20 protein-coding genes and 5 tRNA genes are annotated in these 24,566 nt (G+C 61.8%); 11 read left to right on the top strand and 14 right to left on the bottom strand.

Annotated features, from left to right (window positions below; all coding sequences use genetic code 11):
• Window positions 1-180 precede the first annotated feature (180 nt).
• Window positions 181-1,248 carry a type I restriction endonuclease gene (locus tag R1T44_RS02700; RefSeq protein ID WP_303570525.1) on the bottom strand — a complete coding sequence of 356 codons (1,068 nt, stop codon included), beginning with the start codon at window positions 1,246-1,248 and terminating at the stop codon, window positions 181-183.
• A gap of 125 nt (window positions 1,249-1,373) precedes the next feature.
• Window positions 1,374-4,262, bottom strand: coding sequence for a DNA polymerase I (polA, locus tag R1T44_RS02695; protein WP_317292516.1), 2,889 nt, complete (start codon window positions 4,260-4,262; stop codon window positions 1,374-1,376).
• A 357-nt stretch (window positions 4,263-4,619) separates the two neighbouring features.
• Between polA and R1T44_RS02690 the strand changes: the two genes are divergently transcribed.
• The 3 genes from R1T44_RS02690 to speA all read left to right on the top strand — a co-directional run bounded on the left by R1T44_RS02690 (window position 4,620) and on the right by speA (window position 8,182).
• On the top strand, window positions 4,620-4,949 hold the full coding sequence (locus R1T44_RS02690; protein WP_317292515.1) for a DUF2782 domain-containing protein: 330 nt from the start codon (window positions 4,620-4,622) through the stop codon (window positions 4,947-4,949).
• Window positions 4,950-5,144: 195 nt separating this feature from the next.
• Window positions 5,145-6,107: a homoserine kinase gene (locus R1T44_RS02685; RefSeq protein ID WP_248379758.1), complete on the top strand. Its 963-nt coding sequence runs from the start codon at window positions 5,145-5,147 to the stop codon at window positions 6,105-6,107.
• Between the two features lie 176 nt (window positions 6,108-6,283).
• Window positions 6,284-8,182 carry a biosynthetic arginine decarboxylase gene (gene speA, locus R1T44_RS02680; protein ID WP_054555224.1) on the top strand — a complete coding sequence of 633 codons (1,899 nt, stop codon included), beginning with the start codon at window positions 6,284-6,286 and terminating at the stop codon, window positions 8,180-8,182.
• Window positions 8,183-8,323: 141 nt separating this feature from the next.
• On the opposite strand, the gene R1T44_RS02675 is transcribed toward speA, so the two are convergent.
• Both R1T44_RS02675 and thpD read right to left on the bottom strand, forming a co-directional pair.
• Window positions 8,324-9,058, bottom strand: coding sequence for a fumarylacetoacetate hydrolase family protein (locus tag R1T44_RS02675; protein ID WP_213115031.1), 735 nt, complete (start codon window positions 9,056-9,058; stop codon window positions 8,324-8,326).
• Window positions 9,059-9,316: 258 nt separating this feature from the next.
• Complete coding sequence (gene thpD, locus R1T44_RS02670) at window positions 9,317-10,423, bottom strand: ectoine hydroxylase (protein WP_317292514.1); 1,107 nt, start codon at window positions 10,421-10,423, stop codon at window positions 9,317-9,319.
• Window positions 10,424-11,011: 588 nt separating this feature from the next.
• On the opposite strand from thpD, the gene R1T44_RS02665 reads away from it, so the two are divergent.
• From R1T44_RS02665 to R1T44_RS02650, 4 genes are all read left to right on the top strand, one after another.
• A complete protein-coding gene (locus R1T44_RS02665; protein ID WP_284727166.1) occupies window positions 11,012-11,926 on the top strand; it encodes a CsgG/HfaB family protein in 915 nt (304 codons plus the stop codon).
• 25 nt (window positions 11,927-11,951) lie between these two features.
• Window positions 11,952-12,842: a hypothetical protein gene (locus tag R1T44_RS02660; protein ID WP_317292513.1), complete on the top strand. Its 891-nt coding sequence runs from the start codon at window positions 11,952-11,954 to the stop codon at window positions 12,840-12,842.
• Between the two features lie 116 nt (window positions 12,843-12,958).
• Window positions 12,959-13,342, top strand: a complete 384-nt coding sequence (locus R1T44_RS02655) for a hypothetical protein (RefSeq protein ID WP_317292512.1) — start codon at window positions 12,959-12,961, stop codon at window positions 13,340-13,342.
• 312 nt (window positions 13,343-13,654) lie between these two features.
• Complete coding sequence (locus tag R1T44_RS02650; protein WP_317292511.1) at window positions 13,655-14,773, top strand: sigma-54 interaction domain-containing protein; 1,119 nt, start codon at window positions 13,655-13,657, stop codon at window positions 14,771-14,773.
• A gap of 131 nt (window positions 14,774-14,904) precedes the next feature.
• Here R1T44_RS02650 and R1T44_RS02645 read toward each other — a convergent pair.
• The 9 genes from R1T44_RS02645 to R1T44_RS02605 all read right to left on the bottom strand — a co-directional run bounded on the left by R1T44_RS02645 (window position 14,905) and on the right by R1T44_RS02605 (window position 20,373).
• A tRNA-Gln gene (locus R1T44_RS02645) sits at window positions 14,905-14,979 on the bottom strand.
• Window positions 14,980-14,982: 3 nt separating this feature from the next.
• Window positions 14,983-15,058 (bottom strand) — tRNA-Phe (locus R1T44_RS02640).
• 77 nt (window positions 15,059-15,135) lie between these two features.
• Window positions 15,136-15,211: transfer RNA gene (locus tag R1T44_RS02635), tRNA-Thr, on the bottom strand.
• A gap of 49 nt (window positions 15,212-15,260) precedes the next feature.
• A tRNA-Gln gene (locus R1T44_RS02630) sits at window positions 15,261-15,335 on the bottom strand.
• 5 nt (window positions 15,336-15,340) lie between these two features.
• A tRNA-Phe gene (locus R1T44_RS02625) sits at window positions 15,341-15,416 on the bottom strand.
• A gap of 104 nt (window positions 15,417-15,520) precedes the next feature.
• Window positions 15,521-15,832 (bottom strand): oxidative damage protection protein, encoded by a 312-nt coding sequence (locus R1T44_RS02620; protein WP_052384882.1) that lies wholly within the window; start codon window positions 15,830-15,832, stop codon window positions 15,521-15,523.
• 138 nt (window positions 15,833-15,970) lie between these two features.
• Entirely contained in the window at window positions 15,971-17,143 is a 1,173-nt protein-coding gene (mutY, locus tag R1T44_RS02615) for an A/G-specific adenine glycosylase (protein ID WP_317292510.1), read from the bottom strand.
• Between the two features lie 110 nt (window positions 17,144-17,253).
• On the bottom strand, window positions 17,254-19,647 hold the full coding sequence (locus tag R1T44_RS02610; protein ID WP_317292509.1) for an AsmA family protein: 2,394 nt from the start codon (window positions 19,645-19,647) through the stop codon (window positions 17,254-17,256).
• 240 nt (window positions 19,648-19,887) lie between these two features.
• Window positions 19,888-20,373: an acetyl-CoA sensor PanZ family protein gene (locus tag R1T44_RS02605; protein WP_225347481.1), complete on the bottom strand. Its 486-nt coding sequence runs from the start codon at window positions 20,371-20,373 to the stop codon at window positions 19,888-19,890.
• A gap of 260 nt (window positions 20,374-20,633) precedes the next feature.
• Here R1T44_RS02605 and hisB point away from each other — a divergent pair, with 260 nt between their 5' ends.
• The 4 genes from hisB to hisF all read left to right on the top strand — a co-directional run bounded on the left by hisB (window position 20,634) and on the right by hisF (window position 23,586).
• The gene (gene hisB, locus R1T44_RS02600) at window positions 20,634-21,227 is read left to right on the top strand and encodes an imidazoleglycerol-phosphate dehydratase HisB (RefSeq protein ID WP_043336716.1); all 594 of its coding nucleotides are present in this window, start codon (window positions 20,634-20,636) and stop codon (window positions 21,225-21,227) included.
• Window positions 21,228-21,297: 70 nt separating this feature from the next.
• Window positions 21,298-21,939 carry an imidazole glycerol phosphate synthase subunit HisH gene (gene hisH / locus R1T44_RS02595; RefSeq protein WP_054555217.1) on the top strand — a complete coding sequence of 214 codons (642 nt, stop codon included), beginning with the start codon at window positions 21,298-21,300 and terminating at the stop codon, window positions 21,937-21,939.
• 115 nt (window positions 21,940-22,054) lie between these two features.
• Complete coding sequence (gene hisA / locus R1T44_RS02590) at window positions 22,055-22,801, top strand: 1-(5-phosphoribosyl)-5-[(5-phosphoribosylamino)methylideneamino]imidazole-4-carboxamide isomerase (protein WP_043336722.1); 747 nt, start codon at window positions 22,055-22,057, stop codon at window positions 22,799-22,801.
• An 11-nt stretch (window positions 22,802-22,812) separates the two neighbouring features.
• Window positions 22,813-23,586, top strand: coding sequence for an imidazole glycerol phosphate synthase subunit HisF (gene hisF, locus R1T44_RS02585; protein ID WP_043336726.1), 774 nt, complete (start codon window positions 22,813-22,815; stop codon window positions 23,584-23,586).
• Window positions 23,587-23,695: 109 nt separating this feature from the next.
• Here the strand turns inward: hisF and R1T44_RS02580 are convergent, their stop codons facing one another.
• On the bottom strand, window positions 23,696-24,544 hold the full coding sequence (locus R1T44_RS02580) for a CHAD domain-containing protein (protein WP_317292508.1): 849 nt from the start codon (window positions 24,542-24,544) through the stop codon (window positions 23,696-23,698).
• Window positions 24,545-24,566 lie beyond the last annotated feature (22 nt).

Here is a 24,566-nt window from a genome sequence, read left to right as displayed (position 1 = left end):
ACCGCCAAGGATCAACGTAGCCAGTGGTCGTAGGGGCTTCCCGAGGCCAGTGCTTCTGCTTTCTCATGCTCGTTTTATGGGTATGGACAGAGACGAGGGGACCAGAGATCCTGTCCAGGAAAAGCAGCCCAGAAACAAGAAAACCCCGCTTTGGCGGGGTTTTCTTGATCACATCTGAAATTACTGAATATATTTATCCAGGGTATTCAACAAGCGATCCTTGAACAAGAATATATCTTTAACATCTTTGATTTCTACTCTATCCGCTTCATCATCAAAGAACTCAACTCTTTTGATGCTTTTTCCGTTAAAGCGAAGGCGACAGATCGGCTTGCGATTATTATCATCAAGTAAAATACCGCAATAACTCTTGGTATCACGCATAACAACACGCTCAATATCGACCTTATCGCACACCAAAGCTCGCACGATATTATAGGCGTCAATTTCCTCTTGCGTGGTTTCGATACCGTCTTCTGGCTCTGCCTCTTTTTCAGCAGGATCGCTTCTCATGACATCGCTAACTGACAGGTCACTGGAGTTAAGCGCTTTCTTGAGGCGAGTATCTACCTGTTCACGAATAAACTGTTGAATCGCATCATAAACGGTTGGCTTGAACTCACTCACGACACTTTGTGTCATACGTCCTTCGTAGACACGGGACACGATAAATTTCACAAAGTCTTCAGGCACATCTGTAATGAGAGAAGAAAACTCTTCTTGTATAAGCGAGATATACTTCAGCTGACTCGCAGAACCAAGGATATTATCAACCTCAAAATCACTCTTGCTGAATTTCTTCAATTCTTCTAAATCACGATCATTATGATCTAGCAGATCGAAGCGGAAGAAAGGCTGATCGTCAAGCTTATTCCTGTCATCCAAGTCCGAGAAGAAACGGTACTCCACACCATTTGTGAGTACGCCAAAACGTGCAGGAGTCACACTAAAATAACGATAAAGCTGAGTGAAGTGAGCTTGATCAAGGTTCATACCTAAAGGCTTACACTCGATCAAAACTGAGATCTCGCCATCTTTCATGATGGCATAATCTACTTTCTCACCCTTTTTCTTGCCTATGTCGGCGATATACTCGGGGATGACCTCGCGAGGATTAAAAACGTCATACCCCAATATCTGCAACATAGGCAGTATTAACGCAGTCTTTGTGGCTTCTTCCGTTGTAATGTGAGAACTTTCATCGCGTGCACGACGGACCAATGGCTGGAAACGTTCTATCAAGCTCATTTTTCTTCTTCCCTGTGTAAAAGCTAGCGCTTATATTTTTGCCTTAATAAGTATAACTGTCAAAGTTAATAACAAAAAACCCCGCCGAAGCGGGGTTTTGATGATTGCTATAATGGTGCGTCGCGTTAATGCGCTTCTTCCCAGTTGTCGCCTTGCTCGACTTCGACGAGCAGCGGAACGTCGAGGGAGGCGGCGTTCTGCATGCGCTGCGCGACGTCTTTCATGAAGTCTTCGACCTGCGCTTCGGCGACTTCGAAGACGAGTTCATCGTGTACCTGCATGACCATCATGGCGTCGTATCTGTCGGCGCCGTCGCTGCCCGCCAGCCAGGCGTCCACGTCGATCATGGCGCGCTTGATGATGTCGGCGGCGCTGCCTTGCATCGGGGCGTTGATGGCGGTGCGCTCGGCGGCACTGCGAAGCGCGTGATTGCGTGAACCGATTTCCGGCAGGTAGAGACGACGGCCGAAGATGGTCTCGACGTAGCCCTGCTCGGCGGCGAGGTGGCGAGTGTCTTCCATGTAGGTGGCGACGCCCGGATAACGCTCGAAGTAGCGCTCGATGTAAGTCTTGGCCTGGCCGGGTTCGATATCCAGCTGACGCGAGAGGCCCCAGGCGGACATGCCGTAGATCAGCCCGAAGTTGATGGCCTTGGCGCTGCGACGCTGGTCACTGCTGACACGCGATTCCTCGGTGCCGAAGACTTCAGCGGCGGTGGCGGCATGCACGTCGCGGTTGTCGGCGAAGGCCGAGAGCAGGCCCTTGTCACCGGAGAGGTGCGCCATGATGCGCAGCTCGATCTGCGAGTAATCCGCCGCGACGATGCGATAGCCGGGGCGCGCGATGAAGGCCTGACGGATACGACGCCCCTCGTCACTGCGCACCGGGATGTTCTGCAGGTTCGGATCAGACGACGACAGACGCCCCGTGGCGGTGACGGCCTGATGGTAGCTGGTGTGCAGGCGACGCGTGGTCGGGTTGACCAGCTGCGGCAGCTTGTCGGTGTAGGTGCTCTTGAGCTTGGTCATGCCGCGATGACGCATGATCAGCTTGGGCAGCGGGTAGTCCAGCGCCAGCTCCTCCAGCACCGCTTCGGCGGTGGACGGCGCGCCCTTGGGCGTCTTCTTCTTGACCGGCAGCTTCTGCTCCTCGAAGAGGATCTCGCCCAGCTGCTTGGGGGAAGAGAGGTTGAACTCGCGGCCCGCAAGCTCAAAGGCCTGCTTCTCGATGTCGTGGATCTGCTCGGTCAGCTCGCGGGTCTGGACGTGCAGGCGCTCGGGGTCGATCGCGACACCGTTGCGCTCGATGCGCGCCAGCACCGGAATCAGCGGATATTCGAACTGACGCAGCACTTCATCCAGACGCCCCAGCTTCTCGATGCGCGGCATCAGCAGCGCGGCGAGGCGCAGGGTGATGTCGACATCCTCGCAGGCATACGGCATCGCCTCTTCCAGCGCGATCTGATCGAACGTCAGCTGCTTGGCGCCCTTGCCGGCGATGTCGGTGAAGCTGATGGTGCTCTCGCTCAGATACTTGAGCGCCAGCGAGTCCATGTCGTGACGGGTCGCGGTGGAATTGAGCACGTAGGACATCAGCATGGTGTCGGCCAGCGGGCCGGCCACCGCGATGTCGTAGCGCGCCAGTACCTCGATGTCGTACTTGAGGTTCTGGCCGATCTTGGTGATGGCGGTATCGGCCAGAATCGGCGTCAGCGCTTCCAGCACGGCCTGGCGCTCCAGCTGCGCGGGGGCATCCAGATAGCTGTGAGCGACGGGGATGTAGACGGCCTCGCCGACTTCCAGCGCCATGCCGATACCGACGATCTCGGCTTCCATGTAGTTGAGGCTGGTGGTCTCGAGATCGAAGCACAGCGAGGTGGCGTTGCGCACGCGCTCGAGCCACGCGTCCAGCTCGGCCTGCTCGGTGATGGCGCGGTAGTTGCGCTCCTCACGCGGCGGCAGCGCATCGGGCATCTCGTCGCCCTCTTCCGCCGCTTCCAGATCAGGGGTTGGCGCAGCGGCGGTCTTGCCCTTGCCTGAAGCCTTTTCAGCGACCGGCGCGATGCTGTCACCGAACAGGTCACTGCCGGCGACTCCGCTGTCCTTCTCGTCAGCATGCGGCGTGGCCGCCATGTCGCCGCCTTCCAGCAGCTCCTTCAGCCAGGCGCGGAATTCCATCTCCTTGTAGAGCTCGACCAGCGCGGCGGTGTCCGGCGCGGCGATCGCGAGGTCATCCAGGCCATATTCCAGCTCGCAGTCCAGCTTGATGGTGGCGAGGCGGTAGGAGAGATAGGCATCTTCGCGATGCGCTTCCATCTTCTTGGCCAGGGTCTTGGCGCCACGGAAGCTGAGCGTCTTGATGCGATCGAGATCGCCGTAGATGGTGTCGAGGCCGCCTTCCATGCCCTGCAGCAGGCCCAGCGCGGTCTTCTCGCCCACGCCCGGCACGCCGGGAATGTTGTCGACCTTGTCGCCCATCAGCGCGAGGAAGTCGATGATCAGGTTCGGCGGAATGCCGAACTTCTCGGTGACGCCGTCCACGTCCAGCGTCTCGTTCTTCATGGTGTTGACCAGGGTGATGTGCTCGTTCACCAGCTGGGCCATGTCCTTGTCGCCGGTGGAGATGACGGCGTCACGCCCGGCTTCGGTCGCCATGCGCGCCAGGGTGCCGATGACATCATCGGCCTCGACGCCTTCCACGCACAGCAGTGGCAGGCCAAGGGCGCGCACGCAGGCATGCAGCGGCTCGACCTGCAGACGCAGGTCATCCGGCATCGGCGGACGCTGGGCCTTGTACTCGGGGTACATGTCGTCGCGGAAGGTCTTGCCCTTGGCATCGAAGACCACCGCCATGGGGCTGTCCGGGTACTGGCGAATCAGGCTCTTGAGCATGTTGATCACGCCCTTCACCGCACCGGTGGGCAGGCCCTTGGAGGTGGTCAGCGGCGGCAGAGCATGAAAGGCACGATAGAGATAGGAAGATCCATCGACGAGAACGATCGGCGTGGCGGCCATGAGCAGTCGCATCCGTAGGCTGAAGGGTGAGCTTGGGGCAAGCAGAGTCGGGGCCGAAAACCTCTCGGCAGCTATGGCTGTCATGATACGCAAGGGCTGCGGCGAGGCACAGTCGCCACCCTCGGCGCGTGTGTCTTCTGCGCCCGGCATTGATGGCGGGAAGTCGTGCACACTGCCGGCAAGGGACGTAAACTGCGCCCATCAGGCAAGGTTTCAGGCCAGCGCCGATTCGCTTGTCTTCTGCACGGGTACGCACCGGGTGCTTGCTCTCAGGCACCGTGCCTGCAGGCCCCTTGCTCACAGAACTTTCGCACGCGGAACCTGATACAGGCTGCGCTTGTGTAAAGGAGGATTGTCATGCGCTCGACTGCTTCCATTGCTCCGCATTCCCTGCTGCGCCTGCCCACGCTGCTGGCCATCGGGCTGCTGCTGGCCGTCACCGCCCTGAGTGCGCCGCTGGCCGTCGCCGAGAGCGAGGCCCCCAAGCCGCAGATCACCAGCCGTCAGCAGGATGACCGCCAGCTGCGCGAATACCGCGTCAATGGCCATCTATATGCCATCGAGATCATCCCCAAGGGCGGCGCGCCCTTCTTCCTGCTCGACAGTGACGGCAACGGCAACTTCATCAAGTCCAGCGTCACCAGTGCCAGCCAGCTCAAGGTACCCGGCTGGGCACTGAAAAAGTGATAAGCTCGGCATCTGGTTCACGCGACAGCTGAGCCAGCAGCGACAGGCGTCACGCCCGCGGCACATCTCTTGCCCCCGGGCGTGGCGGCATCCTTCCTGCATACCTACAACAACTCCTGTCAGCGCATTGCCGCCGTTTCGCTCCGGCGGCGCGCCACTGGCGGGGCGGACACATTTCGGCGAGAAGAGTCACCCATGGCAGTCTTTACCCCCCTGAGCGACGCTCAGGTCGCAGAATTTCTGGCAGAGTACGACGCAGGCACGCTGACATCGCTTGAGGATGTCGCGCACGGCACCGAGAACTCGACCTTCTTCGTCACCACCGATCGCCGCGAGATGGTGCTGACCCTGTTCGAGCAGGGCGAGCATGCGGAACTGCCCTTCTTCGTCGAGCTGCTCGACTTCCTCGCCAGCCACAAGCTGCCGGTGCCGGGCCCGCTGCACGACCGCGACGGCCAGGCGCTCAAGGTGCTGGCAGGCAAGCCGGCGCTGCTGTTCCCGCGTATGCCGGGCAACTGGCCGGTCTCGCCCAACGTGGCCCAGTGCCGCGAGATCGGCGCGGCGCTGGGGCGCATGCATGCCGTCTCGCAGCATTTCACCGGCCACCGTCCCAACACCCGTGACCTGCACTGGATCAAGCCGATGCACCACAAGGTGCTGGCGTATCTGAGCCCGGAAGACCAGGCGCTGATGGCCGACGAGATCGATGTCTGCGAAGACGTCTTCAGCGGTGTCGAGCTGCCGCAGGGCGCGCTGCACGGCGACCTGTTCCGCGACAACACCCTGTTCGACGGCGACCGCCTCGGCGGCATCATCGACTTCTACAACGGCTGCACCGGCGACCTGATCTTCGATCTGTCGATTCTGGTCAATGACTGGTGCTCCAATGACGATGGCCGCCTGGACCAGGCGCGTTACGACGCCCTGCTCAGTGCCTATCTGGCCGAGCGCCCGATGAACGCCGACGAGCGCCGCCTGTGGCCGAGCATGCTGCGCATGACCGCGTTGCGCTATTGGCTGTCACGCCTGCTGGTGGTCTACGTGGACCCGCCCGCCCACAGCCTGACGCCGAAGGACCCGGCGCAGTACCGCCAGCTGCTGGGTCGGCGTATCGAGGAAGGCGCTCTGCCGCTGCCCGAGGCCACGCAACCGGCCTGATCGGCATCTTCCGTACTGACCGAGTCGTCAAAGCAATTGCCTGCTGGCCCCCAGCAGGCATAATGCGCCCTCTGAGCGCCCGCATTCCTGCGGGCGTCATTGTCTTCTCCGACGCTGCCCACACCTGTTGAGCACCGCCGGGCTTGCCTTCACGCCGTCCATCTCCGGAGACCGCGATGACCTCCTTTGCAGCCGAAGCACGCCGCACCTACAACATCGACCAGTGGGGCAGCGGCTATTTCGACGTGGGCCAGGATGGCCTGACACTGGTGCGCCCGCATGGCGAGCCGGGCACGCCTGCGCTGCCGCTGATCTCGCTGATCGACAAGGCGCGCGCCCAGGGCCTGCGCCTGCCGCTGCTGGTTCGCTTCGCCGATATCCTGCATGACCGCGTCGAGCAGCTGTGCGCCGCCTTCGATGCCGCCATCAGCTCGCGCGGCTATGGCGCCAGCTACACCGCCGTCTACCCGATCAAGGTCAATCAGCAGCGTCGCGTGGTCGAGGAACTGCTGGCGACCAGCGAGCGCTCACGCGGGCGTGTCGGGCTGGAAGCCGGCAGCAAGCCGGAACTGCTCGCCGTGCTGGCGCTGTCGGACAGCGGCCCGTCGGTGATCGTCTGCAATGGCTACAAGGACCGCGAATACGTGCGTCTGGCGCTGATGGGCGAGAAGCTCGGCCACCGCGTGCATCTGGTGGTCGAGAAGGCCAGCGAGCTGGAACTGGTGCTGGAAGAGGCACAGCGCCTGGGCGTGCGTCCGCGCATCGGGCTGCGCGCGCGCCTGGCCACCATCGGCAAGGGCAACTGGCAGAACACCGGCGGCGAGAAGTCCAAGTTCGGGCTGACCGCCAGCCAGATCGTGGCGCTGGTCGAGCGTCTGCGCGAGGTGGATGCGCTGGACTGCCTCAAGCTGGTCCACTTCCATCTTGGCTCCCAGATCGCGGACATCAGCGATATCCAGCGCGGCCTGGCCGAGTGCGCGCGCTTCTATCAGGGCCTGCACGAAGCTGGCGCCGGCGTGGAAATCGTCGATGTCGGCGGCGGCCTGGGCGTGGACTACGAAGGCACCCGCTCGGAAAGCGCCTGCTCGCTCAACTACTCGATGCGCGAATATGCCGACTACGTGGTCGGCGCCTTCCACGCCGTCTGTGATGCCCATGACCTGCCGCATCCGCACATCATCTCCGAATCCGGCCGCGCCCTGACCGCCCATCATGCGGTGCTGGTGACGGACGTGATCGGCGAGGAGCGCGTGAACCTGCCGCTGCCCGCACGCCGCGAGGACGATGCCCAGATCGCCGCGCTGTGGGCGCAGGCCGCACGGCTGGAAGGTCAGCTCGAGCCGCGTGAGCTGGTGGAGATCTACCACGCCGTGGTGCATGCCCAGCATCAGGTGCAGGAGCGCTTCGTGATGGGGCTGGCGAGCATCGCCATCCGCGCCGAGGCCGAAGCCATCTACACCAACGTGTGTCGCAGCCTGGCCGGGCGTCTCGATGCGCGCCAGCGTTCGCACCGCGCGGTGCTCGATGAGCTCAACGAGAAGCTGGCCGACAAGCTGTTCGTCAACTTCTCGCTGTTCCAGTCACTGCCGGACATCTGGGGCATCGAGCAGATCTTCCCGATTTTGCCGCTGACCGGTCTCGATCGCGCGCCGACACGACGTGGCGTGATTCAGGACATCACCTGCGACAGCGATGGCCGCATCGACACCTATGTGGATGATCAGGGCCTGGACGCCACCCTGCCGCTGCCGGAATGGCATGCCGATGAAGAGAAGCTGCTCGGCTTCTTCATGGTCGGCGCCTATCAGGAAATCCTCGGCGACCTGCACAACCTGTTCGGCGATACCGATTCCGTGGATGCCAGCCTCGACGACGATGGCCAGTGGCAGCTTTCCCATGCGATTCAGGGTGATAGCGTGGCGCAGGTGCTGCGTTACGTGAACTTCGACCCGGAGCAGCTGGCCGCACGCCTCGCGCGTCAGCTCAAGTCATCCAACCTGAATGCGCTGGAACAGGCAGACCTGCTCGAAGACCTGAAGGCCGGTCTCGACGGCTATACCTACCTGGAGAGCTGAGAGCTCGGGCCCTGGCTCAATGAACCGAGCTCAAAAGGAACAGCTTCAAAAGCTAAGGCCCAGACAGCAAAAGCCCCTGCCGGTGACTCGGCAGGGGCTTTTCTTTTTTTAACCCGCTCAGGGCTGGCTCAGCCCCAGACGTCATGCCACGCCGCGCGTGCGCGTCTCGATGCGCAACAGCTCGCCGCTGCCATCCGGGGCGTCCAGCGCGAGTGCCAGCGCCTGATCCGGATTCAACTCGCCGACGCCTTCCGGCGTGCCGGTCAGCACTACATCGCCGGGCAGCAGGGTGAAGCTGTGGCTGATCTCACTGAGCAGACGCGCGACGGGGAACAGCATCAGGCTGGTATCCGCTTGCTGGCGCTGCTCGCCGTCGATGGCGAAGCGATAGTGCAGCGCCTGGAAATCCACGCTGTGCAGCTCGCCATCGGCATCGCGCCAACGCGGCCCTTCCAGCGCCACGAAGGAAGACAGCGGACAGCTGCCATCGAAGGCCTTGGCCAGCTCCCACGGCTGGCCCTTGGCCTTGAGCTTGCTCTGACGCTCACGCAGGGTCAGATCCAGTGCCAGGCCCATGCCGGCCAGTGCTTCCAGCGCCTCTGCTTCGCTGGCTTCACACAGCGGCTTGCCGATCAGCAACGCCAGCTCGGCCTCATAGTGGTACTGGCCGCGACGCCGCGAGATCGCCAATGGCTTGTCCATCGGCGTCACGCTGGTGGCGGGCTTGATGAACAGCAACGGCTCGCTGGGCACTTCATTGCCGAGCTCCGCGGCGTGGGCTGCGTAATTGCGGCCGACACAGACCACCTTGCCGAGGTCATGAGCGAAGACGCGACCATCGCTGAAACGCGGGGTGAAACGCTGAGCAAGCGGCATGCAGAACTCCTGTCGGGGCGTGATGGAGGATCAATGAAAGACGATCAATGAGAGATATCGCAATGATACGTCGTCCCGACAGCCTGCCACTACCACACCAACGTCCGAGATTTCGCCGCCTGAGCGCAACCCGGCGTTGTGCAGTTCAGTCCACTTCCACCTTCAAAGCTCAGCTTTCAAGCTCGACCTTCCACTTCAGTCTTCAAGCTCGGTCTTCCACTTCAATTCAAGCTCGGTCTTCAACTCCAGTTTTCAAGTTCAGTCTTCAAGTTCGTCCCAGCCACCATCGAGACGGTGTGCGAGAAATTCCGGGCGCGGACGTGCGGCGGCAAAGGGTGCCTGCATCGCGTTGTCGACGCGGTTGTAGACGAAGAAGGCGTTGCTGCGCGGGTCCGGCGACATGTTGGCGTTGGAGCCATGCAGCGTATTGCAGTCGAACATCAACAGACCACCGGCGGCGCCGGTCGGTGCTTCGATACCACGCTCGGCGATCAGCTCGCTCAGTGCTTCACGCGAGGGCACACCGACCTTCTGGGCCTGCAGGGATGACTTGTGGTTGTCATCCGGCGTCTCGCCCAGGCAATGCACGAAGACTTCATGCGAGCCGGGGATCAGCATCAGCGGGCCATTGAAGTGGTGATTGTCGGTCAGGATGATCGAGGCGCTGACCGCACGCATCTCCGGCATGCCATCCTCGGCGTGCCAGGTCTCGAAGTCCGAGTGCCAGTTGAAGCCCTGGCCCTCGAAGCCCGGCTTGTAGTTGATGCGCGACTGGTGGAGATAGACATCACCCCCCAGGATCTGGCGCGCGCGATCGACCAGGCGCGGGTCTTCTGCCAGCTGGCGGAAGCGCTCGGACAGGAAGTGCACGGCGAAGATGGAACGAATCTCGCGGCTCTTGGGCTCGGTGATGGTGAAATCACGCCCCTGCCACTCTTCGTTGTCGAGCAGCGCTGCCAGCTCGGCCTTCAGCGTCTCGACTTCCTCCGGCGCCAGGAATTCCGGCTCGAACAGGAAGCCGTCACGCTCGAAGCGCTTGAGCTGCTCGGCGCCCAGCGGCCCCTCATCGGCACGCGAGTGCACGACAGGCTCGCGGCGTTTCTGCCACAGGTGCTCCGGTGGCTGGCTCAGGCGCGTCGGATAGGCATCTCGCGAGTGATCGGAGCCTCGATCGCTACCCGACTTGTCGAGATAGGCTTCCGGCGCCTGATCACGGTCGGCATTGGTCTGACGGGCGTCCAGCGGCTGATGGGAGGCTTCTGCAGCGGCGCTGACGTTGCCACCATCGGTCTGCTCATGTTGGCGTTGCTTGGATGAAAGAGCAGAAGTGGCGTTGTACGAGGTCATATGGCGTGAAGCTGTCATCATGCTCTCCTTAAGGCATCAATGTCTTGCATTGAGGAAAGTGGAATCTGGCGTTCTAGCATGCGGCTTGTCCGCACTGTCCCACCTATGGGCCATACAACAGACTTCAACCCCGAGATTCATGAAATAAGCATAGAGATCTGATCCTCAAGATCGTTAAAAGACCATCCAATCTCACACCACTCCCGCCATCACCCTTCTCAAGAAAACATGAGGCCGTCTGTGCCTCGCGAATGACAAAATCCTTCAGTCATCCCCTCTCGCCAGTTCTGGCTCATCCTGTTGGCACTGAACCTCATCTTCCGTGGGATAACCGGCTTAATCAGCGGCTCATCACCGGCACCATGCCCGTGGTATTTCCCCTCACTTCGCTTCGCCATTTGCAAAACGCATCACACGCAACATTGCGCATTAATGCGTAAGTGTCTGTGAAATATTGTGAAATTGCTTGGCACGCTTCGTGCCCCTAGGAAAGCACGGCAGAACAACTGATAGAGACATATCAGAGAAAAATAACGGCGCAGGATCATGCGTCACACCAGGGGAACTTCCAGCATGTTTAAGCCACGGATATGCATGGCCGCTTGCATGGCCACAGTGCTGGGGGGCTGCGCCGCTGTCGAACCGAAATTCGACAATGTCGAACCGGTCGTAGGGCCACCAGTCACCTCCAACAATACGCCATATAGCGAATGCCTCGTATCACTCAGTCGAATTCAGGGTGCCACCAACCTGCCTGTGATTGCAGTGGGTCAGGTGACGGACAAGACCGGTCAACGCAGTTACTCCACCGTGACAGAGAGTGCTGCCGTGACCCAGGGCGTATCCGAGATGCTGATAAGTGCTCTCTACAAGACTCGCAAGGTGCATCTTACCGAGCGTCTCGATGTGCGAGTCCCGCTGGCAGAGCAGCAGCTTTTCGAGAACAAGGCAATGGCCTACTCGCCACGCAAACTGGCAGTCCTCCCTTCGCATTTCGTGGTTCTCGGTGCACTGACAGAGCTCAATTACAACATTTCAAGCGGCGGTGCCCGCCTGTTTGTCAGCGGAATCGGGGCCGGACTGCGCACTGCAGTCATCAACGTCGGCCTGGACCTGCGCATGGTCGATATCCGCACCTTCCGCACCGTCTATGTCACCAGCCTGCAGAAGCAGGTGGTGGGTTACGAAGTCGAAGCCGGTATCTACCGCTTCTTCGGCAATCAGTTGGTCGAGTTTGACTCCGGCGCAGTGCGCAATGAACCACTGCAGCTGGGCGTGAGATCAGTCGTGGAGATGGGCGCGTATCAGCTTCTGACTGAAGGCCTGGGACTTCCTGTACCTGCGGGACAGGAATGTGCATTGCACCCGGGACAGCATGTTGCAGATGACGATAGCAACACGCAGCAAGTGGCCGCAGCCAATACCAGCAGCAATGCAGCAAGTGGCAATGAAGCAGTCGCAACACCGTTGCAAGCAACACCCGCATCAGAAGTACCGGCAGCATCCAGCGCAGCACAATAAGTCAACATTCATGAGGAACATGACAATGACTACCTATAATAAGCTCGCAGTCGCCATCGGTCTCGTAAGTGGTGTGATGATGGTAAGTCAGGCGCAAGCCTTCGATGAAGTGGACTGGGACTGGGATGGACAGGTAAATACCGATGTCAACATTGACGTCTATATTGATCCGGGCATCACAGACCCGGGCGGCCTGGTCATGATCGAAAGCCTGCAGAAGCAAGTCGGCGATGTGTCATCCACAGCTATCGTCAGTGATATCAGCTACGGCGCTGGCGAAGCAGGCGACCCGACCATAGAGCTGGTGGATAGCCTCAGCGCCAAAGCCAAAGCCAAGTCCAGTGCCGAGGCCAGTGCCGGATTCAAAGGCTTAAAAGCTGAAGCTGATGCTGATGCCATGGCGAAAGCATCGGCCGATGTGGATGTCTATATCAGCTATGCCGGCTCAACGCCCAATCCTGACATCTCCAAGCTTGAGGCACTGGAAAATGCTGCCACCTCGGTGGGCAACAATATCTCCATCGACAGCGATGCCATGGTCAATCTGCATAATGAGCAGACCCTGTCCGGAAGCGAACTCTATGGCGGTGGGCATGGTCGTCACTCCCACGGCCCCCAGCTGGCAAATGTCGACTCACTGGCTACGGTCAACGACATCCTCAACCTGACCGTGGACAATTCCGCGACCTCCGTGGGTAACAATCTGTCGGTCACTCTGGATAGCACCGATATCAATAGCGCCTTGATTGCCGACAATACCCAGATGAGCTTCGCCAACATCAGCTCGACTGCCACAGTCAGCGGCATCACGCTGGATCTGCCGCCGGCAGGCAGCTTCGATGGCCCAGTCATCAGCAATACGGCCACCTCTGTGGGTAACAACATGTCCGTCTCCGTCGGCCCCGTTACTCCGTAAATCCTCAGCAGGCAACCAACACACGCGGGGCGACCCGCGTGTGTTTCAGTACCTGCCGACATCATAGTCTTCACGCATCAGATACTGCATCTTTCACAGATCGAAAGGAGCAAGACATGAATGCTTTTACACGTATCAGCCTGGGGGTCGTCAGCGCGGGATGCCTGCTGGCCACGACTGCCAGCGCCAACTCGCTGATGGGGCCCTTCCCCTACGACTTTCCGGCACGAAGCGCCGAATCCGCCCTGATTCTCTATGAGAGCAAGAAGGCCGGCAGCCTCGGTGAAGGGTCCGATACCAATATCGGGGAATACACCCTCAATACCGGCAGCAGTACCTCGATCGGCAACTGGCAACAGATCGAACAGACGCTGAGTGATGGTTCCACCGGCACCATCGACAGCACTTCGGATCAATCCGCGGATGGCAGTTCTCAGACGTCGTCGACTGACTTCACCATCACCCACAACAACGAAGATGAGGAGGAAGACGCCCAGTGATGCACTGCTCGGGACAGCCATCCGCGGGAAGACAGACCGTCAGATACCAGAAATCACCCTTTTATCGTGAGTAGAGAGTTGGTCAGCCAGGCAAGCGTCGAGACTGAGAAGTCTGCCACTCACGGGGAGCGGAAAAAACGCACTAAAAGCCGCCATGATCATCTCGCACAAGTCATTAACCTCTATATGGGTACTCGATAAACCCCCAAGACGAACACTCAACGCTGGAGAATCCAGACTCTCCGGTGAGGCTGTCACCAGAAGCAGCCCGACAATTATTCTTTCGCAGCCCGCTCGCACGAAGCGCAGGCAATGCAGAAAGACCAGCAGCAAGGGAACACACTCATGACCGCACTGAAAGCTCATCAGGCTGCATCATCGGCTACTGCATTGAATCTGGCTGACGATATCTCCACTACCTCGCGGGTAAGGGAACTACCGGTAAAGCGACCTCGCGGTTTTGGGGAATTTATCGGAGACTCATCGGCCATGCAGACGCTCTATCGCACTCTCATCCAGGTCGCCCACTCGGACGCTCCCATCTTCATCACCGGCGAAAGCGGCAGCGGCAAGGAGTTGTGTGCCACTGCCATTCACCGCCATAGCCCGGTAAGTGACGGCCCGTTCATCGCCGTCAATTGTGCCGCCATTCCGGCAGAACTGCTGGAGTCGCAATTGTTCGGACATGTGCGCGGGGCTTTCACGGGGGCCGTGAGCGCCCAGCAGGGGCTCGCCATGGCGGCAGATGGGGGGACGCTGTTTCTCGATGAGATCGCGGAGCTGCCGCTCCCCTTGCAGAGCAAGCTACTGCGCTTCCTGCAGACAGGGCAGGTAATGCCGGTGGGTGCCACGCGCACGGTAGAGGTCAATTGCCGCATCGTGTGCGCCACGCATCAGAACCCGCGGGTACTGGTCGATACTCACCGCTTCCGGGAAGACCTCTTCTATCGTCTGCACGTCATCCCGCTCAAGGTGCCGCCGCTGCGCGAACGCGGTCAGGATATCCTGGAGATCGCCACCGGGCTGTTGGGACGCATGGCAGGCCACGAAGGCAAGCGCTTCACACGACTCAGTGCGTGCGCCGAGCGTCAGCTGCTGGCCCATGACTGGCCCGGCAACGTGCGAGAGCTGGAAAACACGCTACGGCGCGCCATCATCCTCAATGATGGTGAGGTGCTGACGGCCGACATGCTGGACCTGCCCAGCAGCACGGCGCATCGCACGTCAGTCAGCCACAGCGCGCCGGAGGGCAGCGAGACCACGCTGCGCCCGCTGTGGATGGTCGAACGCGAGGCGATCGAGAGCGTCATCAGCGCCTGTGATGGTAGTATCCCCCGCGCTGCGGCGATACTGGAGATCGCCCCCTCCACCATCTATCGCAAGCGCCTGAGCTGGCTGGCGATGCACCCGGACGAGCCCACCTCGCATTGAGAGAAGCGCTGGCCTGCGGTATACCAAGCCGCCCTCCAGACCTTTACTCCAGACGCAAAAAAGCCACCCCGAAGGGTGGCTTTTCTGTTGGCTGCCGAATTCATCCTGCGACTTCATCAGCTAGCCAGAATTGGCTGGGGTACCAGGACTCGAACCTGGGAATGCCGATACCAAAAACCGGTGCCTTACCACTTGGCTATACCCCAATTTGGTGGCCAGAGACGGAATCGAACCGCCGACACGGGGATTTTCAATCCCCTGCTCTACCAACTGAGCTATCTGGCCAACCTGAAGACACAAAAAAAGCCGCCAAGGCGACCTCTATATCGTGTGTTCTTCGCTCATCTACAGAAGCCTGAAGATGGTGCCGGCTAAAGGAGTCGAACCCTCGACCTACTGATTACAAGTCAGTTGCTCTACCAACTGAGCTAAGCCGGCACAAAGAACTCATGATATGAGTCTTCTTACTACGTTACTGCATGTCAGCTGGCTGGGGTACCAGGACTCGAACCTGGGAATGCCGATACCAAAAACCGGTGCCTTACCACTTGGCTATACCCCAACACTTGGTGGCCAGAGACGGAATCGAACCGCCGACACGGGGATTTTCAATCCCCTGCTCTACCAACTGAGCTATCTGGCCCTTGCCAACGAGGACGTATTAAATAGAAAACCTTTCCCGACGTCAACCCTTGCTTATCAAGAATTTGGCGTCGTAATTCGCCTTCCGCCGTCCTCGCCGTCCACTCAGACTTCGTAGCCCTGTCCGCCCTGCGATTCACCCTTGGCGGCGGCGTCCGTCGGCACGAAACCTTCGGCCTGGTCCGTCTCCTGGTTGTTGAAGAAGCGATCCATCTGCTCCATCAGATAGCGACGGCTGTCGGCATCCATCATGTTGAGGTGTTTCTCGTTGATCAGACGCGTCTGCAGCGCCTGCCACTCTTCCCATGCCTGCTTCGAGACGTTGGACCAGATGTCCTGGCCCTTCTCGCCCGGCAGCGGCGGAAAATCGAGACCCGGTAGGTCCTGGTCATACTTGCGGCAATGTACGGTGCGCATGGGTAACTCCGTAAGAGAACTGGATGTCAGTGTGGATGAGCGTCGAGCCTTCGCCAGACGCCTTTACTGTTGCCTCATTCTCGCACGCTTGAGCCGCTTTGCCCCAGACGTGCGGCCGATGCCGACGCCAACAAGGCCTCACAGGCCGAACAGATCATCCGTGCAGCGTGCCAGCAGCGCCTTGACCGGCGCCGGCAGGCCCACGGCGTCCGGCGCGGCAGGGTCGACGAAGCGGCGGTCGGCGGCTGACTCGTTGACGCTCTCGGCCGCTTGAGCTGGCGTAAGCCCTGCCTCCCCCAGCTGTACCGGCTGTGGCGTGATGGTCAGCCGGAAGTGGCTGAAGACATGCTCGAAACTTGCCAGTGGCGCCTCCAGATGAGCGCCGCGGGCTTCGCGGGCGACCCATTCCCGCGCGGCCTCGCGGTCCTCGACCAGTGGCGGCGCCCACAGGCCGCCCCAGATGCCCGTCGGCGGACGGCGTTCCAGCAGGACCTTCCCCGCCGCATCACTGACCAGCAACATCAGCGTCTGACGCGTCGGAATGGTCTTCTTGGGCTTGCTCTCGGGGAAGCGCTTCTCTTCGCCACGCGCATGCGCCACGCAGACCTCCTCGAAGGGGCAACGCGCGCAATCCGGCTTGCTGCCGCGCGTGCACAGGGTGGCTCCGAGATCCATCATCGCCTGGGGCCAGTCCGCCAGCCGCACCTGCGGCGTGTAGCGCTCCGCCAGCGTCCACAGCTTGCGCTCCACCGCCGGACGGCCCGGCCAGCCCTCCACGGCATGCAGGCGAGCCAGCACGCGCTTGACGTTGCCATCAAGAATCGGCGCCCGCTGTCCGGTGCTGATGCTGATGATCGCCCCAGCGGTCGAACGCCCGATGCCCGGCAAGGCCGACAGTGCCTCGACACTCTCGACCGGAAATGCGCCATCATGCTCATTCACGACCTGCTGCGCGGCCTTGTGCAGATTGCGCGCCCGCGCGTAGTAGCCAAGGCCCGTCCACAGGTGCAGCACGTCATCGATATCCGCCGCCGCCAGCGCCGCGACATCCGGGAAGCGCTCCATGAAGCGGGCATAGTACGGCAACACCGTCGCGACCTGGGTCTGCTGGAGCATGATCTCCGAGACCCAGACGCGATACGGCGTGGTGTTCTCCTGCCAGGGCAGATGCTTGCGGCCATGCTCATCGAACCAGTCGAACACGCGCGCCTGAAACGCCTCGGGGCTCAGGGCGATGTCTTCGAAGCCGGGTGTGGCGTGGCTCTCGGGAGCTGTCACGTCTGGCGTGGCAGCAATGTCAGGTCGCGCCATCAAAACTTCCTCTGCTCGCGCCATGGACGACGCCATGGCCTGGGCTCAAACGGCAGCACGCCAGCCCCGAGGAGCTGGCGTGCCGGTCTTGCTGCGAAGGGAGCGCGTGATCAGTTGAACAGCCCCTGAATCGCTCCCTTCAGCTTGTCGCTGGCGCCTTCACCCAGCTTGTCGTCGATCTTCTTGCGGGTATCTTCGTCGAGCTTCTCATCCAGCTTCTCGCTGACCTTCTCGCCCGCCTTGCGCTTGGCTTCATCCTTGGCCAGTTCCGCTGCGGCACTCTGGAAGCCTTTCTGATCGAAGCCACACCACTCGCCCGGCTCACCGCTCAGATTACCCTGACACTGCACCGGGAAGCGCAGCTTGATCAGACGCGGATTGACCTCACAGGCCGCGTCATCCGCGCCCTCGATGAAGCGCGCCGCCACGTTGTAGTCGAAGGCCTCGGTCGGCAGGTTGAGCTGGCCCTTGCCGTCCAGCGCGATGCCCGGGATCGCCAGGGCGAGATCCTGATTGCTGATCACGCCATTGGTGACCGTGAAGCTGCCCTGCGCGCGTTCCAGCGGCGTATTGGCCTTCCACTCGCGCGAGGAGGTCTTGCCACTCAGCGTCGCCACGGCAGTACACATCTCCTTGGAGATATTGGCGTCGAGCACCTCGCCATTGCGAATCTCGAAGTTGCCCTTGCCGTTCAGATTGCGCTTGATGCTGTCGATCTGATTGGTGCTGGTGGTGTAGTCACCATTGAGCGTCAGGCGACCGCGCAGGATGTCCTTGTGCTCCGGCGCCAGCGCCTTGAGGAACGGCGCGATATCCAGATTGGTCAGCTTCTCGCCGAAGCTCATGCTCAGCGGTGTCTTGCGGCTGTCGATGCGCGCATTGGCCGCCAGCGAGCCGCCATAGAGGCTGGCCGTCAGGCTATCGAGCTGCTGCACACCCGGCTGACCGGACAGCTTGGCGGTCACCTTGCTCATCTCGAGCCCCGAGGCGATCAGCGTGCCGATATCCAGCTGCCCCTGAAGGCCCAGCGTCTTGAGCAATGCCACCGGCAGCAGCTCCGCGTCGCCATCAGCCGCATAGACCGGCGCGATCACGCCCGCCGTGAGCGCTTCCCCCAGGCTTGCCGTCTTCTCGTCCGCGCCCGCCGGTGCCAGGTAGTCATCGAGATTGAGCGCGTCGACATCCAGATCGAAGGTGATCTGCGAGGCATCGAAGGACGAGCCGAGACGCCCATTGATGGTGGTGTCATCCAGCGCCATCACCAGGTTGGTCAGCTGCACCTGCGACATGTCGCCCTTGAACGGGCTGGAGAAGGCCAGCGAGGTCAGCGCGCTGCTCTTGGCAGTCTGCGGTGCCTCCATGCCGACACGCGTCATCCACGCCTTGGGCGACAGCGGTGCCAGCTTGAACTGGCCGCTATAGCTGAGCGCATCGCCGGTGATGTCCTTGGCCTTGAGCGCCCCGCTGAGGCGCAGGTCACTGCCGGAGGTCAGCAGCAGATTCTCGAGATTCGCCGTGCCCGCCGCCAGATCCGCTTCGGCACCGAAGGTGGCTTTCAGCGGCAGGGCCTTGTCACCCAGCGCGGCCTGATGGAGCGTCGCGTCCAGCTCGGCACCATCGGCCAGATACAGCTGCTTGTCGGTGTCCAGCGTCAGGGTGTCGATCTCCAGCGCCACGCTCTGGTCCTTGTCACCCAGCGACGGCATGCGCGTGGTGGTATCCAGACTCACGCCGGACAGCACATGACGGCCGCCCTGCAGGTCGAGCGCCACCTTGCCATCGAGGCTGACGGTGCTCTGAAGCTCCGGCTCACGCCCATCAGCCACGAACGACAGCTCGACCGGGAAGGCCTTGTCGGGGCTGACGTTGGTGGACGTCAACGCCACGTCGTTGAGCGTCATGTCGAGCCCGCTGGCCGCGTCCTGATAGGCGATCTGACCATTGGTGACCTGCACCGAGGCGATATCGAGATTGACCGCCATGCTGCCGGCGCCATTCTGCACCGACGGCGTCGTGTCATCCGCCAGCGCCACACCGGCGCTCTTGGCCGGCGGCAGCGCTTCATCCGCCGCGCCACTGTCGGCGGCCGTCGCCGCATGCTCGAGCAGGCTTTCCCAGTTGCCACGCCCCTGTGCATCACGCTCGAGCGCCAGCTTGAGGCCGTCGAGGAAGACGCCTTCGACTTCGACCTCACCGCTCAGCAGTGGCGTGAAGGACACGCCGACTTCCGCGCGGGTAAAGGAGGCAAACGGTGACTGGTTACGCTCCTGCTCCGGCAGCCAGGCTTCGGCGTCCTCGACGCTGACGCCGAGACGCGGATAGAAGGACCAGTCCAGCGGGCCGTTCAGGGCCAGTTCCAGCCCCGCCTGGTCCTTGACCGCCTTGACCAGTCGCGGCTTGAGATCATTCGGATCGAGGAAGGTGGTGACATAGATCACCCCTGCCACGACCACCAACGCCAGTACTCCGACGATGGCCAGCAAGGCTCTGAACAGTGCTTTCATCTGCGTCCTCCCTTTGACACGATGAGAATTGCTACGGTGCCCTCACTCCAGAGGGCAGCACATGGAATGGCGCTGGGGACTCGTGGCATCAGGCGATGCCCTTTCTCCCGCTCATCATCTAGCTCGAGCGCTGCGCGCCATCCTCCCGCACAGCGAGACAGCCTCAAGACAGAAATGATGATGACACAGCCGGTGGACAGGTCGCGTTGACGTCAGTTCCGCATCCGGCAACGACCGGGTTCACTCCTGCGCCAGCACGAAGCCGTCGCGGGCGGGGTCTCGCACATAGCCCAGACGTGATACCAGCAGCTCGTCGGCCAGGGTCAATCCCTGACTCGGCACGACCAGCAGACGCTGGGCACTGGCCGCTTCCAGCGACAGCAGCGCCATCAGACGCGTACCCACACCGCGTCGACGCGTGCTCTTGCGCACGCAACAATGGCTGATCTTCCAGGCATCGCCTTCATCCTCGCAGAGTAGCGCGCCGATATGACGATCGTTGAAGAAGGCGCTGCAGAAGCGGTGTCCCGCGGCGAGATTGGCCTGAATGAAGTCATCCGGGGCGAGCGGGAGACGCTCACTGGGGGCTTCGTGATAGATACGCGACAGATCGATACGGACTTGCTCATCGGTTTGCCAGCGTGCGTGATCGATCATCTGAAGAGTGACCGGCATGGTGAGATCCTCGCCCGCGATATGAATGCCCGCCATTGTAGCGGATGCCATTGTCCTTTCTCTATAATGACGGGTCGGGCAGGCACAAAGACGACGCGCCTGCCGCCGATCAAGCGCCCCGCCGACGGCTCTCTGCCGTCGTCAATGCCCTGATCACGATTTCGATTGCGACATCACATGACAATAACCACATGATGCGCACTTCCCGGCCGGACTGGACACACGCCTCTCTTACCAAAGGCCCCAGACTGCGCCCAGACCCCATCGGCCTCGAAGCCGCTGATGGCGTCACCGACCGCTGGAGAGACATCATGGTAGAGCGTATCGCCGAAGTTCATCGCAACACCTCGGAAACCAAGATCCGGGTCCGCATCAATCTGGACGGTGAAGGCAAGCTGAGCGCCAACACTGGCGTGCCCTTCCTCGAACACATGATGGACCAGATCGCCCGTCACGGCGTGATCGACATCGAGGTCGACTGCGATGGCGACCTGCATATCGATGACCACCACACCGTCGAGGACATCGGCATCACCCTGGGTCAGGCCTTCGCGCAGGCGCTGGGCAACAAGGCCGGCATCCGCCGTTACGGCCATGCCTACGTGCCGCTGGATGAAGCCCTGTCTCGCGTGGTGATCGACTTCTCCGGTCGTCCGGGCCTGTTCATGCAGTGCGAGTTCACCCGCGGCAACATCGGTCGCTTCGATACCCAGCTGTTCTGGGAATTCTTCCAGGGCTTCGTCAATCACGCTGGCGCCACCCTGCATATCGACAACCTCAAGGGCTTCAATGCCCACCACCAGGCCGAGACCATCTTCAAGGCCTTCGGTCGTGCCGTTCGCATGGCGGTGGAAGAGGACGAGCGCATGGGAGGCCGTATCGCCTCCACCAAGGGCTCGCTGTAAACGAATGATCCGGGCGCCAGACGCCTGACATCCAGCGCCGGAGCCTGCCTCCGGCCTTCGGGAGAAAGACATGACGATTGCCGTCATCGACTATGGCATGGGCAACCTGCACTCCGTCGCCAAGGCGCTTGAGCACGTGGCCGACGAGAATGTCGTGATCACCAGTGACCCGCGCGCCATCCGCGGTGCCACCCGCGTGGTGCTGCCCGGCCAGGGCGCCATCCGTGACTGCATGGGCGAGCTTGAACGCGCCGAGCTGCGTGGTCTGGTCGGCGAGCTGCTGAGCAACCACAGCAAGCCGCTGCTGGGCGTGTGCGTCGGTCAGCAGATGCTGATGGAGCGCAGCGAAGAGAATGGTGGCATCGATTGCCTCGCCTACTTCAAGGGCGACGTGAAACGCTTCGATGACCAGCAGTTGGACGAGCACGGCCAGCGCCTCAAGGTGCCGCATATGGGCTGGAACCATGTCGCGCACACCCAGGGCCACGCGCTGTGGGAAGGCATCGAGGACAACTCGCGCTTCTACTTCGTACACAGCTTCTATGTATCGGCCAGCGAACGCTCCAAGGTCTACGGTGCCACGCACTACGCCGGTGCCGAGGCGCACGTCGCCATCGGTGAGGGCAGCCTGTTCGCGGTGCAGTTCCACCCGGAGAAGAGCGCGGCCGCCGGCCTCAAGCTGCTCGAGAACTTCGTCCGCTGGCAGCCCTGAAGGCTCGCCCGCGTGACCCTCGGCGTCTGTCTCGTGTGACGGACGCCGATACATCCACCTTCGATATACCGACGACAATACAGGCGTGCCCAGACACGCCGAGAGGACACCCGACATGCTGGTAATCCCCGCGATCGATCTCAAGGACGGTCAGTGCGTGCGCCTGAAGCAAGGCCGCATGGAAGACTCCACCAACTACGGCGATGACCCGCTGGCCATGGCCGCGCGCTGGGTCGAGGCCGGTGGCCGTCGTCTGCATCTGGTCGATCTCAACGGTGCCTTCGAAGGCAAGCCGGTCAATGGCGACGCCGTGACACGCATCGCCCGCGCCTACCCAGAGCTGCCGATCCAGATCGGTGGTGGCATCCGTGATGCCGCGACCATCGAGCACTACCTGGAAGCCGGCGTCGGCCAGGTCATCATCGGCACCAAGGCCGTGAAGGAACCGGCCTTCGTCGCCGAGATGTGCCGCGCCTTCCCGGGCCGCATCATCGTCGGTCTCGATGCGCGTGACGGCTTCGTGGCCACCGATGGCTGGGCCGAAGTCTCCACCATCAAGGCCACCGAGCTGGCCAAGCGCTTCGCCAACGACGGCGTGTCCTCCATCGTCTACACCGACATCGCCCGCGACGGCATGATGCAGGGCGTCAACATCGAAGCCACCGTGGCACTGGCCCGCGAAGGCGGTATCCCGGTGATCGCGTCCGGCGGCGTGACCAACCTGGACGACATCCGTGGCCTGGCCGAAGTGGCCGATCAGGGCATCCTCGGTGCCATCACCGGCCGCGCCATCTATGAAGGCAGCCTGGATATCGCCGAAGCGCAGGCGCTGTCCGACTCCATCACCGGCCGCAAGGCCTGAGGGGAGCGATCATGGCACTCGCCAAACGCATCATCCCGTGTCTGGACGTCGACGCCGGTCGTGTCGTGAAGGGCGTCAACTTCGTCGGTATCCGCGATGCCGGTGACCCGGTCGAGGTCGCCAAGCGCTACAACGAGCAAGGCGCCGACGAGATCACCTTCCTCGACATCACCGCCAGCGTCGACAACCGTGGCACCACGGTCGACATGGTGTCGCGCATCGCCGGTGAGGTGTTCATCCCGCTGACGGTGGGGGGCGGCATCCGCACCTGTGAAGACATTCGCACCATGCTGAATGCCGGCGCGGACAAGGTCTCGATCAACACCGCCGCCGTGTTCAACCCGGACTTCGTGCGTGAAGCCGCAGAACGCTTCGGCAGCCAGTGCATCGTGGTCGCCATCGACGCCAAGCGCGTCAGCCAGGACGGCGAGACACCGCGCTGGGAGATCTTCACCCACGGCGGCCGCAAGCCGACCGGACTCGACGCCGTCGAGTGGGCGAAGAAGATGGTCGAGCTGGGCGCCGGTGAACTGCTGCTGACCAGCATGGACCGCGATGGCACCAAGGCCGGTTTCGATCTCGGCGTGACACGCGCCATCTCCGACGCCGTCAGCGTGCCGGTGATCGCCTCCGGCGGTGTCGGCACCCTCGACCATCTGGTGGATGGCGTGCTCGAAGGCGGTGCGGATGCGGTGCTGGCCGCCAGCATCTTCCACTTCGCCGAGTACACGATCCCCCAGGCCAAGGCGCATATGGCCGCACGCGGTATCGAGATGCGCCTGTAAGCGCAGCCGCAGGGAAGTTCAGGCAGAAACGCGAACGCCGCCATTTCCTCAGGGAATGGCGGCGTTCTTGTCTGCAGAGAAGCAACTTCGGTTCAGGCGAGAACAGCGCTCAGACGTAGCCCAGCTTCTTCAGCGGCTTGAGCGCCTGTGCGAGTCGCTGGTCGGCAAGCGTCATGATATCCGCGACCAGGTGCTTCTCGGCGGCGGGCAGCATCACGCGCTCCCCGACCCACAGCGCCAGCTCCGCCAGGTCATGCTGATTGCCCAACCGCGCGGCCGCCTTGTCGAGCAGTTCCGGCTCGCGGCGCCGTCCGTGACTCGGTGACTCGAGCTCCCGCGCGGCTGCCTCACCCAGCGCCTCGTGCGCCAGTGCCAGCTGGAACATGCGGTACTTGACCCACTTGCGCAGCCGGTGAGAGGTCTCGATCTCACGCTTGCTGGCCACCTGCGCCGCAAGCTTGCTGATGCGATGACGACTGAACTCCAGCCCGATGTTGAGCTCCTCCACCGTCAGCGGTGCCGCCTGCCAGGCCGCCCGCTCTTCGCCCAGCAGCGTCTCGAGCGGCGCGTGATCCAGCTCGCCTTCGGGCTCGCTGAGCGCGGCACTGGTCAGCCCCGGACGCAGCGCATCCAGCAGACGCTGACTGCGCTCATCCACCCAGGCGTAGGCGCGACCATGGGTCTTGCGCAGCATGTGCGCCTCGCGCGGCCCGGCCAATGCCTTGGCGACGGCGCGCGGACGCGCCTGATGCTCACTCACCGCCGACTTGCCCAGTGACTCGCGCCGCAGTTGCCACCAGCCGCGCAGCTGCTTGCAGTCGACGCGCAGCGCATGCACATCCGCCGCGCTCAGCGTCGGCTGCGCGAGACGCTCACGCATGGCGTCCAGACGCGCCTGAATCACACCATTCAGCGCTGCGTTCATCGGAGAAGAATCCTGCTGACGGGTGTCGCTCATCTGTCTCTCCAACAACGGCTGG

The organism is Cobetia amphilecti (assembly GCF_032923285.1).
In the GTDB taxonomy this organism is placed as follows: Bacteria; Pseudomonadota; Gammaproteobacteria; order Pseudomonadales; family Halomonadaceae; genus Cobetia; species Cobetia amphilecti.
The sequence above is the reverse complement of the archived record's forward strand: the minus strand, read 5'-3'. Positions and strand labels throughout refer to the sequence as shown.